The sequence below is a fragment of the Nostoc sp. TCL240-02 genome (assembly GCF_013343235.1).
Classification (GTDB): Bacteria; Cyanobacteriota; Cyanobacteriia; order Cyanobacteriales; family Nostocaceae; genus Nostoc.
On sequence record NZ_CP040094.1, the window covers coordinates 923540 to 936529 of the forward strand.

Annotated in this window: 13 protein-coding genes and 1 tRNA gene; 7 read left to right on the plus strand and 7 right to left on the minus strand. The window is 39.9% G+C overall.

Going from position 1 to position 12990, the window contains the following annotated elements; translation table 11 throughout:
- Positions 1-10: 10 nt before the first annotated feature.
- The 5 genes from FBB35_RS04130 to FBB35_RS04150 all read right to left on the minus strand — a co-directional run bounded on the left by FBB35_RS04130 (position 11) and on the right by FBB35_RS04150 (position 3609).
- On the minus strand, positions 11-385 hold the full coding sequence (locus tag FBB35_RS04130) for a hypothetical protein (RefSeq protein ID WP_174708591.1): 375 nt from the start codon (positions 383-385) through the stop codon (positions 11-13).
- Positions 363-665: a hypothetical protein gene (locus tag FBB35_RS04135; protein WP_174708592.1), complete on the minus strand. Its 303-nt coding sequence runs from the start codon at positions 663-665 to the stop codon at positions 363-365. The genes FBB35_RS04130 and FBB35_RS04135 overlap by 23 nt, the downstream gene beginning before the upstream one ends.
- 147 nt (positions 666-812) lie before the next feature.
- On the minus strand, positions 813-1010 hold the full coding sequence (locus FBB35_RS04140; RefSeq protein ID WP_254625816.1) for a DUF29 family protein: 198 nt from the start codon (positions 1008-1010) through the stop codon (positions 813-815).
- Positions 1011-1158: 148 nt separating this feature from the next.
- Entirely contained in the window at positions 1159-2445 is a 1287-nt protein-coding gene (locus tag FBB35_RS04145) for a bifunctional oligoribonuclease/PAP phosphatase NrnA (protein WP_114083488.1), read from the minus strand.
- A 666-nt stretch (positions 2446-3111) separates the two neighbouring features.
- Complete coding sequence (locus FBB35_RS04150) at positions 3112-3609, minus strand: HNH endonuclease (RefSeq protein ID WP_114083489.1); 498 nt, start codon at positions 3607-3609, stop codon at positions 3112-3114.
- 393 nt (positions 3610-4002) lie between these two features.
- Between FBB35_RS04150 and alr the strand changes: the two genes are divergently transcribed.
- The 3 genes from alr (at position 4003) to FBB35_RS04165 (ending at position 6571) form a co-directional block, all read left to right on the plus strand.
- Positions 4003-5190, plus strand: coding sequence for an alanine racemase (gene alr / locus FBB35_RS04155; protein WP_174708593.1), 1188 nt, complete (start codon positions 4003-4005; stop codon positions 5188-5190).
- Positions 5191-5362: 172 nt separating this feature from the next.
- A tRNA-Leu gene (locus FBB35_RS04160) sits at positions 5363-5444 on the plus strand.
- An 830-nt stretch (positions 5445-6274) separates the two neighbouring features.
- A complete protein-coding gene (locus tag FBB35_RS04165) occupies positions 6275-6571 on the plus strand; it encodes a hypothetical protein (protein ID WP_174708594.1) in 297 nt (98 codons plus the stop codon).
- Between the two features lie 85 nt (positions 6572-6656).
- Here the strand turns inward: FBB35_RS04165 and FBB35_RS04170 are convergent, their stop codons facing one another.
- Entirely contained in the window at positions 6657-7361 is a 705-nt protein-coding gene (locus FBB35_RS04170; RefSeq protein WP_254625817.1) for an HAD family hydrolase, read from the minus strand.
- Between the two features lie 30 nt (positions 7362-7391).
- Complete coding sequence (locus FBB35_RS04175) at positions 7392-7529, minus strand: hypothetical protein (protein WP_174708595.1); 138 nt, start codon at positions 7527-7529, stop codon at positions 7392-7394.
- A 483-nt stretch (positions 7530-8012) separates the two neighbouring features.
- Between FBB35_RS04175 and FBB35_RS04180 the strand changes: the two genes are divergently transcribed.
- The 4 genes from FBB35_RS04180 to FBB35_RS04195 all read left to right on the plus strand — a co-directional run bounded on the left by FBB35_RS04180 (position 8013) and on the right by FBB35_RS04195 (position 12917).
- A complete protein-coding gene (locus FBB35_RS04180) occupies positions 8013-9080 on the plus strand; it encodes a response regulator (protein WP_174708596.1) in 1068 nt (355 codons plus the stop codon).
- Positions 9081-9148: 68 nt separating this feature from the next.
- Complete coding sequence (locus FBB35_RS04185) at positions 9149-9526, plus strand: response regulator transcription factor (RefSeq protein ID WP_174708597.1); 378 nt, start codon at positions 9149-9151, stop codon at positions 9524-9526.
- A gap of 4 nt (positions 9527-9530) precedes the next feature.
- On the plus strand, positions 9531-10028 hold the full coding sequence (locus FBB35_RS04190) for a chemotaxis protein CheW (RefSeq protein WP_174708598.1): 498 nt from the start codon (positions 9531-9533) through the stop codon (positions 10026-10028).
- A 60-nt stretch (positions 10029-10088) separates the two neighbouring features.
- Positions 10089-12917: a methyl-accepting chemotaxis protein gene (locus FBB35_RS04195; protein ID WP_174708599.1), complete on the plus strand. Its 2829-nt coding sequence runs from the start codon at positions 10089-10091 to the stop codon at positions 12915-12917.
- Positions 12918-12990 lie beyond the last annotated feature (73 nt).

Consider the following 12990-nt stretch of genomic DNA (forward strand, 5'->3'; position numbering starts at 1 on the left):
ATTAAATATACTATGAATAGAATTGTTTATTTACTTTCAAAATTTCTAATCCAACGTCAATTCTATTACGACACCACTTGGCATTTTCTTGAGTCCAGTGTTGATCCTCAACAAGATATTGCTCGATTAACTCAGTATTTATCTTTTTTTTACAAAAACGCGAAGCAGCACAAATAAATAAATCCAGCCGTTCAATATCGTTGGGATGATAACTTAACGGAAATCGTCTCAAGTATCTTTCAAAAGACTCTCTTGCTTTTGGAGATGTAATGATTTCATGTAATCCAATATCTTCGATTGATAGTTCAATGCAAATTCTACTACTATAACTAGCAAAACTAATAAAATCCTTAAAATCTTTTTCAAATCGTCTTAAATAAAACATTGTATTCTAACATTGGTATATGACCATGCTGCGAATTAAAAATATTCACTATCGAATAAAGTTTATCTTTTATCTTAGTAATAAGAAATGATGGTTTGTGGTGATCTTCATCTAAAAAGATGATACAGGAAGGCTTACTTGTTTCTTTTGTATGCTCTTCTGATTCTTTTTGGAGATAAGTCCAATCATTAAAATGTTGAGTAAATTTTTTAAAAATCTCAATAATTTCGGGATCGTACACTTTTTTTAATTTTAAGTTGAGTTCTTGATAAGTCTTCATTTATTTAGTCGGAAAACACCTAAATTACTTAACAAAAATTTATACATAATATCTACGTCAAACTATTAGATATCTAATTTAACCTAAAACAATGAGCGTTTTGCACAATACGATTTTTCAGCGATCGCTGACAGGATAAGATTACAGTTATTGGTCAGCGTTAGGATAAAAGTCTAAGTCTAAAATCTCATCGACAGCAAAGAGACAGGCGATCGCAAAGTTATCCTCTGATAAACCAGTTTCCACCATTGCCTCTCGCCGCGATCGCTGATAAGTAGTATTAATCCACTCGGCATCATTTAAAAAACGCCTCAAGCTAGGACTTTCTTGCAGCAATTCATCCAAATTCAGTCGCTTGTGAAAAGACTAAAATTCCCAACTTTTGAGAAAAGTCGGGAATTTTGTTTATGAGGAATGACTTAGGGATGTTATCTGACCCAAGACTTTGACTGCTGCATGAGTTAGGAGTTCTCCCCATCTCCTTAATTTCCCTCTACTCCGACTGAATCGGGTTGTCTCTAGGATTAACTAACCTCAGCAGTTTTTGCTTAATTTGAGCGTCGAATACTTCCCATTTCATTTTCGCATAAGCGGAATTTTCGTTACTGCCAGATAAGAAGCCCATCGGAATTTCAAAGCCGCCTGCGCTTGTCCTTCCACCGCCAAAAAACCGCCCGGCGCTGTCTTGTCCAAAGGCTTCTTTGATGAATTCATCAGGGTCAAGGGTCAGTTTGCTAGTTCTCAGGGAACCGATGACTATTTCCAGTTCATCGTCTTCATCGTGAACAATGCCGTAAACTACCGCAGTGTGGACGTTTTCTTCGGTGACGAGAAAATCAGCCGCTTGGGGGATGGCATCGCGGTCATCGTAGCGTAAGTAACCAACACCAGCAATGGAAAAGTTATTTTGAACGATGCGATTTTTTAGCGATCGCTCGATCACATCCATTACCCGCTTGGAACGGTTCGCCTGTAAAATGGCGTTTAGCAATTGGGCATCATAAAATCGGCTTAAATACGCAGCTGCCATAAAGTCTTCTTCTTGCGCTTGCATTAACCGATTTGTATCCGATCGCAAGCCGTGCATCAAGGCAGTTGCACATTTAACGTGTTGATTTATGCTGCTATCTAATGCTAGTAATCCCGTTTGGAGATACTGCGTAAAAATTGTTGCTGTTGCTCTTACATAAGGGCGGATATCCTCAAACTCTGATTGCAGATCGCCTTGGATACTATGATGGTCAACGAGCACCACTAAGGGAATCTTAGCCTGCTGCACTGCTGATAGTAGCTGTGAAGTAGTTCCCTGGTTATCAATTAATACAAAACCTTGATAAGATGACAAATCTTTAGTTTTCAAGGTTTGCGGTGTCCAGCGTTGGATAGGTAAGTTAGTCAGCCTTACCAAGGCAATATTTTCTTGATGGCTCAATGCGCCAGCATAAATGATTTCGCATTTGATATCATATTGCTGGGCAATTAACTGATAAGCCCATGCACAAGAAAGGGCATCAGGGTCAGGAAAATCTTGCAAAATTACCAGTTGGCGATCGTGTCGATGTGCCAAAAGGGTTTTTTGCAGTTCTTCGGACTTTTGTTGTGCCAGAGAATTACCACGGTGACTAAGAAATATAGCTCCGTCACCTACCGATGGCGGTAATGATGGACTTTTAAATGCAACTTCCACTGGCGCTTTCTCGATTTCAGGTTCCTCTGGGTTTGGCTCTGCTGTGGTCAATGACAAACTCTCAAACTGAGTAACGGGAGAATTCAAGTACATAGGGAACTTTTTTAAAGTGTGAGGCTCCTTTAATTCAGAAATACTAAGATCAGCAATTCACTGAATTTAGCCACATTATTTTGATCTTCGCAAAAATATCAAGACATTGCACTATACATCTAAGTATATTTTTTGTCAGTAACAGCGCTTGATATCAATTAAATTCAACTAGAGGGTATATGAGTGCTGAAAACAAGCAAGTTTTATATATCGGGCTGTATCTGGCAGCATAAATCTGTTTGAGGAGCTTTGTTCTCTTCCTTAAATTGAATCAGCAGGATTTTTATCTGAATTTTTTATCTGACTTGGGGTATACTTTCTATCTTATATTTTAGGGTTAGTCCTTGATCTTTCAAATATTCTTATGCTCAATAATCTCATTATTATGACTATTGAGCAATTAACAATTACTTTTAATTAACAACGCCTGTTTGTATCCCCTTTGAAAAGTCTCAGAATTCAGAGAGGATGCCTAAGAAAAGTTGAACCACATACACTTGTGTATAGGCTTGAGTATTGACCATTGCCCCGGTCTACGAGACGCGATCGCCTTTGTTGCCAGCTATATAGCCGCCAATTTTTCAACACTCTATTACTAAAGCTGTTCGATTGAACCTAAAGCAATAAGGTGTTTCTTTTTTATCCTTTGCTCCTCTGCGTTTTTGCTCAAAGACCTATAACATACTTTTGCCACTCTGTATGCAGTCCACTCTTAAGATGTTTGCTGACCTCGAAATAGAGGCTGCTATAAGGTTGGCGGGGAGGATGGCGTAAAGGCATGTGAGCTTCATGGGGAGTCCGACTGCCTTTTTTCACATTGCAACGGACACAAGCTGTCACAATGTTCTCCCAGGCATCGCCCCCGCCGCGCGATCGCGGTATTACATGGTCTAGAGTCAACTCATCTCCTGTGTAACCACAGTATTGACAGGCATGACCATCACGATGCAATATATTTCGGCGAGTTAGAGGAATTTCTTTATAAGGAACACGCACGTAATGACGTAACCGGATTACGGTCGGCAACGGAAAATCCGAGTACAAAAATTTACCGTTGTGTTCTACGCGTTCTGCTTTGCCCTTGATTAACAGAACCACAGCACGCCGCCAACTCGTTATATTGAGAGGTTCGTAAGATGCGTTTAAGACTAAAACCTTCCCCATTTATCTGCGCTCAGGGTATTAGCTTTACATAAATGTTAACACAAATACACCCTGCTAGGGAGATGAGAATAAATTATACTTTCGGCATAATTTGGCAATTAATTTATGACTTAAGAGTTACGAGTGAAGAATTAGGAGTTTGAAAGTAAAAATTATAACACTATATCAATATTTTTATGTAGGTAAATGCAAACAACACAGCAAAAAGCCGAGCCATAAGATTTACCTTTAACTCCCTACTCATAAATCTTAACTTTTAGTTTACTACTGCAACATCTTGTATCACTTCCAATATGAAGGTTAAACTTCCTATTTAATCTGATCTCGCTTTTAGGAGCGTGTATAGATAGATAACTTGAAAGTTTAGCCGTGGTGGGATAGGAGTCAGTACAAATGTTAAGTCGCAAACAAATCCCTGGTGTAGTTCCTAATCAGCAGTGCGACACCTACGCGTGGTTTTCGCAACGAGCTTGGGTAGAAATTGATTTGGGGGCGTTGTCGTACAACGTACAGCAATTGGTGCAGTTTTTATCGCCGCGGACTCAGTTGATGGCAGTAGTAAAAGCTGATGCTTATGGACATGGTGCGGTGACAGTTGCCCAAACTGTAATTCAATCGGGAGCTAGTTGGCTGGGAGTCGCTACAGTTCCAGAAGCTATTCAATTGCGAGAAGGCGGGATTGAAGCGCCCATTTTGATTTTAGGAGCAACTCATACACCAGAGCAGATTCATGCGATCGCACAATGGAAACTTCAGCCCACACTCTGTAGCCCTAAGCAAGCTTTGGTATTTTCCAATATCCTAGAATCCATGAATCATGATTCGCCAGTGCCCGTACACATCAAATTAGACACGGGTATGTCTAGGTTAGGAACTAATTGGCAGCAAGCCGGTGAATTTGTGCAATTAGTGCAGCGCTTACCACATCTATCTATTGCCAGTATTTATTCTCATTTGGCAACAGCAGACGATCCTGATACAACGGCAATGGAAGAACAGCATAGACGATTTGAGGAAGCGATCGCTCAAATCAAAGCTATGGGAATTGAAGTGCCTTGCTTGCACTTGGCAAACTCAGCAGCTGCACTCACAGATCCGGCATTGCACTACGATATTGTGCGAGTAGGTTTAGCCGTTTACGGACTCTACCCAGCACCGCACTTACAAAATGCGATCGACCTCAAGCCCGTTTTGCAACTTAAAGCACGAGTTACCCAAGTTAAAACAATTGCCGCAGGAACTGCTGTTAGCTACGGGCATAAATTTATTGCCCCGCGTGAACTTCGCCTCGCTGTTGTAGGAATTGGCTATGCTGACGGTGTTCCTCGCAGTCTTTCTAACAAAATGCAGGTGTTAATTCGTGGTCAGAGAGTGTCGCAAATCGGGACAATTACAATGGATCAGTTGATGCTAGATGTAAGTACCATACCCAATATCCAAGAGGGGGAAGTGGTTACTTTGCTAGGAGAGCAGGGAAAAGAACAAATTTCCGCAGATGATTGGGCAGAACAATTAAATACTATCTCCTGGGAAATTCTCTGCGGGTTTAAGCATCGTCTGCCTCGTGTTGCAGTTATGTAATTGGGCATGGGGCATGGGGCATTGGGCATTGGGAATGGGGCACTTGTACTGAGCGAAGCCGTTCGCGTAGCGTCTCGCAGAGAAGTATTGGGCATTGGGGAAAGACTTACTGTAACTTCCTTTATCTCCCTATTCCCAAAAATAATTTCTTGTGGTAATATAGAAAACTGATGCGGATATGGCGAAATTGGCAGACGCGCTAGATTTAGGTTCTAGTTCCGAAAGGAGTGAAGGTTCAAGTCCTTTTATCCGCACTTTTAATATTGCGATCGTTTATTCATTGGGTGATATAAAGCTTTAAAACAATTGCCTCTGGTGATAATTGCTGTCATATCTCCTATCTAACCTTTTTTATTAGAGGAAATTTCAGGCTGTGGCTGTGCTTCGTCATTTGTTGGAGTACTGCAATATGAGTGCTTGTTTACTTTGAGATACGCGAATGCCTGCGGCACGGCTTCGCTGATTGCATTTGCCACAAGGCTAAACACTAGCTTCAAAGCAGCAAAATTTTCTGTACAGGGAGTCTCTTGGGATTTTCAGTTATTTGAACACCTCTAATATAGGAATCCGACTTGAGTCTTGCTAGGCATATTAGCTGTAACCGAATACGGTTCAGTTAATACCAATTTTTTATGAAGCTGCATAGAATTCGATCCCCCCTAGCCCACGCCAGTCGCTCCACTTGGGGAAACCCCCAAGACCGCGCTGGCTCCCCTTAATAAGGGGGGAACCGGAAAAACATCTATCAAAGTCCCCCTTTTTAAGGGGGATTTAGGGGGATCAAGATATGTGCAACTTCACATTAAATTGGTATAAGGCTTAACTCTTTATCAAGGTCAATTTTTTAACGAACCGCAAAGGGCGCAAAGTACACAAAGGAAGAAATGCTTAACTGAACTGTATTGAGCTATATATGTCAAGTTAGATTTTGACCGTTGGAAATTTTCAGAAATAAAATATAAATCCTAATATTAGTTACAAAAGTAACTATTTCAACATGACTTTGTATACATGCGTGTGCCTGATTACTCCGATTATATTGAGAATGTAGAAATCAAGTAATGCAAAGCGCATTAAAAGATATATGAACCGTTTTAAATCTATTGTTCTTGGAAGCTTATTAGCAGCTGCTTCAATTGCTGCTCTTTCTCAAAATGCTAATGCTGCTGAATTTAAATCCGATCGCGAACGCTTGAATCATAATACTGTAAGTTTTAATAACAGTAAATTCCAACACGAACGTCAAGTCCGCGAACAACGCGCTCGTGAATTACGTGAGCGTCAAGCTCGTGAACGACGCGCTCGTGAACTGCGTGAACGCCAAGCTCGCGAACAACACGCTCGTGAATTGCGTGAACGTCAAGCGAGACTGCATCGCTAAAAAATAAATTCTAACTCACTCATATTTACGTTAGGAGAGTATTCCTACTCTCCTTTTTTTATTTGCATAAATAAATCTGCTTAAATTAACGCCCAAGTTCAGCTAAATCTGAGGTGATGAGTTTTTCAATTAGTTCTATAACACCATCCCCCCGACTACCATTCGTCACAAAATCTACACGCTCTTTGAGCATTGGCAAAGCATTGGCAACTGCTACTGAATAACCACAAATACTGAGGAAATCACTATCGTTTTCTGCATCGCCAATCCCGACTACATTTTGAAGTGACAACTGCATCTCATCCAAGGCGGCGGCTAACCCTGTGGCTTTATTAATTCCTGATGGTAGAATCATCACCGCAGCTTTGTTCATGATGACTTGTAATTCTAATCCCATCTGGCGGATAGTTTCTAAAGCTGTGGTTTCGTGAGGATGCCAAGTAGCAACAATTACACGACCAACTGACAGAGAATTGACTTTGCGATCGCGCAATGCATTAATAAATTCTGCTGATGGTTGCGAACCTAATAGTTTCTCCTCACGGGTAGCTGGTGAGTAGAGCAAAGCACCGTTTTCTGCTACTACATAATCAAATAAATTTACATGTCCAAAAACTTGCAGCAATTCATCTAGCTGTCTACCTGTCACCAAGATGAGTTTGCAACCAGAATTCCGCAGACGTGAGAGTGCTGCCAAAGTATTTTCATTTACATGATTGTCAGTTGCTAGTGTACCGTCGTAGTCAGTGGCCAATACAGAATAACGCATAAAGCCAGTAAATAAAGACACGAAGCATTCAGCAATTATACATCCTAATGCTTAATCTAGAGATGTGGCGATCGCACTCACACTACATCCACAGTATGAATAAACTGGCGATCGCACAAATTTTTTGGACAACCAGAAAAATTCACCTAGGGACTTAATTAATTTGACGCTTTTTTCTGATATTGCCATTAGCTCTTCTAAATAGTGTTCTATTTTTATCAAAAAAATCAGTATTATCCCTGTAGCCGCAACAGGGTTGCTTAATAAAGAGTAGCTTTATTTAGTACTGAGATCCTTAAAAACTGGATTTTTTTAAGTGTAAATACAGGAGTTCAAATATATTGATTTAATAAAATCAGTATTATTCCTGTGGTCAGATTGGGGTTACTCAATGGAAAGTGGCTTCATCTAGTCTTGACATTTCTATGTCTTATTCTCCAAAGATGTCTGTAAATCTCAGTAACAGGAAGTAAATTAATAATAATTTACGAATTTGCTGAGATTTGATCGTTTGAAAAAACGCTATTTTCGTTGAGTTTCACCACAAACCTAAATATAAACTGATGTACATTAACATACAAAAGTTTGATGCTTTTTACTTGATTTTAATTGTGGAATAACTCTATACGAATTTAGTTTACACGTATCGAATTTAGCTGAAGTAAAAGCAAAATGAGCACAACTCCTATAGGTAGCTACAGGTTGTTCCAGAAACTACATCCGCTATCTCTGTTGGCACAATTAACCAGTCGGCGTGCCACAGGGTGCTTAAGCATATTTACTGGAATAGTTTCTTGGTCAATTTATCTAGAGGACGGTAAACTTACTTATGCCTCCTATTCAGATAAACTGTTTGAGCGGCTTGACAGCCACTTGCGACGCTTAAGCCAGCAAATCCCCGCTCTCAACAGCGCCACTCGCGTGCAAATGCGGCTGATGTTTGAGACAAAGAATGAACATCAATCAATACCCAATGCGGATTACCAAGCTATTTGTTGGTTAGTAAATCAGGGTTATATTACTTCTGTGCAAGCAGCAAGCCTGATAGACGAATTGGCAAAAGAAGTATTGGAATCATTTCTGTGTTTAAAAGAAGGTAGCTATGAATTCAGCCCGGAAAGCTCTTTGGATGAACTACCAAAGTTCTGTCGCCTGGATTTGCGGTTACTTGTTGAACACTGTCAAAAACAGTTAAGAAATCGGCAAAATATCCAGTCATCAATTCCATCGGGTGCAGGTTCCCAAGTTTTATCTAAAATACAACCATCTCAAATTCAGCCACAACTACAAATAAAACTTGGGCAAAAGTTGCCGATACCAATCAACTTTGATATTCCTGAAAATAATAAAACTAATCAGCTACCTGCTGCCAAAAAACTATATACAATTGCTTGCATTGATGATAGCCAAACAGTTTTAAATTCTATTAAACACTTTTTGGATGAAAATACATTTTCTGTTGTCATGATTAACGATCCGGTGAAGGCTTTAATGCAAATTTTGCGGAGTAAGCCCGATCTAATTTTACTAGATGTTGAGATGCCGAGCTTAGATGGTTATGAACTATGTTCCTTATTACGAAAACATTCAGCTTTTAAACACACACCTATTATTATGGTGACTGGTAGAACAGGATTTATTGACAGAGCAAAAGCGAAAATGGTTAGGTCATCAGGATATTTGACTAAACCTTTTACACAATCAGAATTACTAAAAATGGTTTTTAAACATCTTGGTTAATTTTAGTAGCAACCAATAACTATAAGCAAATTTAATCGCCTTAAGTTATTTTTTAGGAGATTTATATAGTGAGTCTGACTTTACTTGGCACAATTCTGATTGTAGAAGATTCTCCCAGTGAATTGGAATTAATGAGCCATTATCTCAAAGAAAGTGGTTACAACGTAATTAAAGCAAGTGGTGCAAAAGAAGGTTTAGAAAAAGCTGTGTTAGAAAAACCAGATGCGATCGTTACTGATGTAGTAATGCCAGAGATGAGCGGATTTGAATTGTGTCGTTCTCTGAGAAGAAATCCGATTACTGCAAAAGTGCCGATTGTGATTTGTAGTTCTAAAAACCAAGAAATTGACCGTTTATGGGCAATGAGACAAGGTGCAGATGCCTACATAACTAAACCTTACACCCGCGAACATCTCCTACGTACTATTAAATCAGTGGTAGTTTGAATCAATGACTAGTACAAACATTACACTTCCTTTAAAACCAAATCAAAATAATTTAGCAGACAGTTATCTAAAGTTTCAGCTAAATCAACAGACTGCTGCTGTTTTATCAATGAAGCATACGCAAGAAGCAATTCTTGTGCCTATTGAATCTGTAACCTCAATGCCTAATATGCCCACCTGCATATTAGGATTAATGAATTGGCGGAGTCGGATAATTTGGGTAGTTGATTTGCCAAGAATGCTCAATTTAGAATCTCTAGATTATCGACTGCGGCAATACAGTACGCTCGTTATCCAGGTTGAATCATTAGTGCTAGGTTTAGTTGTGCAAGAAATAAAAGGTACAACTAAGTTCATTGCTGATGAGATTCATTCTCCTATAGGACAAGTTGCATCCAGTTTAGTTCCTTATTTATGTGGCTGCGTTGTCCAACAAGAAGAAATCTTGCTGGTATTAGATGCACAGGCAATTGGGCAGTCTTCTATTCTCCGCAGTGATTAAAATGTACTACTAAAAAGGATTTTTAGTGTTCTTATTCACATAGTTAGGAGAACTATTTTTATGTTTAATAAAACCAACACAAATCAAGGTAGTAGCGCTCAAAATAGAGCCTCGCTGATTTCATCCCAAAAAATAACTGGTGGTGTCATAAAACTACCAAATAAGAATACTAGCAAAACTGCTAATAATTCTTCGCTGAATCAGGCTTTTGCCTTTTTTACAAAACTCGGATTGGCTAAGAAGGCGACTATTTTAGCGATCGCAATCGGTACAATACCAGTATTGGGCATTGGTGCGATCGCTTTTACTTTTGCCAACAAGTCCATTACTAAGCAAATTACCCAGTCTCAACAAGCTGAAGCAACTGGTTTAAGTGACAAAATTAACCGCTTCATGTTGGGACGCTACGGAGATATTCAGGTAATATCAAGTTTACCTTTTTTGACAAGTCCCCAAGCTAGTGTAAGTACCAGCAATTCACAAAAACAAGCAGTCTTAGATCGAATTATCGAAGCCTACAAAGCTTATGACAGCGTTGCTGTTTTTGATCGTCAAGGTAATTTAATTGTCCAATCCACAGGCGAACCTCTAGATAATCAAAAAGACCTTACCTACTTTCAAGACGCTTTACAAAAAGATACTCCTGTCATCAGCAAACCTGAAGCAGCAAAAAATACTGGTGTAATGAGTATTTATATAGCTGCACCTGTGAAAGAGAAAAGGACGGGCCAAACCACTGGCGTGGTAAGAGCGCGGCTACCTGTAACATCCTTAGAAGAAGTCATCAAAAACTACGTAGCCAATGGACAACAATACCAGTTGCTTGATGCTTCAGGAACAGTTTTCTTGAGTCCCCAAAAGGGATTATTGGGGAAAGAGGCAAAGGGAGAGTATGCTAATTTATCTAAACTGCTGGTAGCAAACAAGGTAGATAGTTTTATAGATGTTTCTAAAACTGACAAAAAACAAAAATTAGTCAGCTACGTACCAGCTACCAAGCTAGATGGCCTACCTGATTTAAACTGGCAAGTACTTTTGTCCACAGACACTGCAACTGTATTTGAGCCGCAAAGACAATTGTTGTGGACTATAGCGATTGGTACAGCACTGACAGCATTGATTGTGGGTGCGATCGCATCTTGGTTAGCTAAACTTACTACACTGCCAATTCTGACTGCAACTGCGGCATTAACAAAACTTGCTCAAGGTAAATTCAATACCCGTGTAGAAATCGAAAGAGAAGACGAATTAGGGGTATTGAGTGCAAATATCAACCTGATGGCCGAACAATTGCAGGTCTTAGTTAAAGAACAGGAAATAGACGTTGAAGGGACAAAATTACTAGCAGATATTACCTTACGAATTCGGAAAAGTCTGAAAACTGAAGATATTTATCACGCAGCAGTGACAGAAGTTCAGCAAGTTCTAAAAACAGACCGGGTAATAATTTATAGTCTGAATTTAGATAATCGGGATGGCGTTGTTGTTGCGGAATCGGTAACTGGTAATTGGCCGGAAATGCTCGGAGTAAAAATCGACGATCCTTATTTTCGGGAACATTATATAGAAACCGAGCGCGATGGACAGGTGCAAGCAGTTGCAAATATTCATCAAGACCAAAGTTTAAAAAATGCCAACAGTTACATTCAACTATTAGAAAAATTTGCCGTCAAAGGTAATTTAGTCGTACCAATTATTGCCCAAGAAAAACTTTTAGGCTTATTAATTGCTCATCATTGCGAAACTCCTCGTGTTTGGCAACAGCCGGAAATTGACTTGTTTCAACAGATAGCAACTCAAGTCGGCTATGCCTTAGAACAAGCCAAATTATTAGAGGAGATAGAACAAGTTAGGAATCTTGGAATCACCGATTCTGACGATGAACGGCATCAAAAAGAAACACTGCAACAACAACTTTTAGAACTACTAAACGACGTAGAAGGTGCAGCCAGAGGTGACTTGACAGTACGTGCAGACGTGACGGCTGGAGAAATCGGCACTGTTGCCGACTTTTTCAACTCAATTGTCGAAAGTCTCCGTGATATTGTTACCCAAGTTCAAAAAGCTGCCACCCACGTTAATACTGCCATTGGTTCTAACGAAGGAGCAATGCGCCATTTAGCAGAAGAAGCACTTACGCAAGCTGCCGAAATCAACCACACCCTAGATGCTGTTGACCAAATGACCCAATCCATGAAAGCTGTAGCCGAAAGCGCCGAAAAAGCTGCTTTCGTTGCCAATCATGCCGCTAACACTGCTACTAAGAGTGGACACGCGATGGATTTGACAGTACAAAATATCCTGTCTCTACGGGAAACTGTGGGTGAAACTGCTAAGAAAGTGAAACGTTTGGGAGAATCTTCGCAACAAATTTCCCGTGTAGTATCCTTGATTAACCAAATCGCCATTCAAACTAACTTACTAGCCATTAACGCCGGCATTGAAGCAGCGCGTGCAGGTGAAGAAGGTCAAGGTTTTGCCGTAGTTGCTGAAGAAGTCGGCGAATTAGCAGTCAGGAGTGCCGCAGCAACCCAAGAAATTGAACAAATTGTTGAAAATATCCAACGAGAAACCAGCGAAGTGGTTCAGGCAATGGAAATAGGCACTACCCAAGTGGTGGAAGGGACTCTAATTGTGGAGGAGGCTAAACAAAGCTTGAGTGAAATTTTGGATGTATCGCGTCAAATTGACTCCTTAGTACAGTCGATTTCCACTGCAACTGCATCTCAAGTTGAAACATCACAAAGTGTTAGCCAATTGATGAAAGATATTGCTGCTATATCACAACGCACCAGCGATTCTTCTCGTCAAGTTTCCGAATCTCTACAACAAACGGTGGAGATTTCTCAACAGTTACAAGAGACTGTCGAGGCTTTTAAAGTTAGTTAATTTTGTCATTTGTCATTTGTCATTTGTCATTTGTTAATGACCGATGACAAATGACTTTTGTTATTTGTCCGTT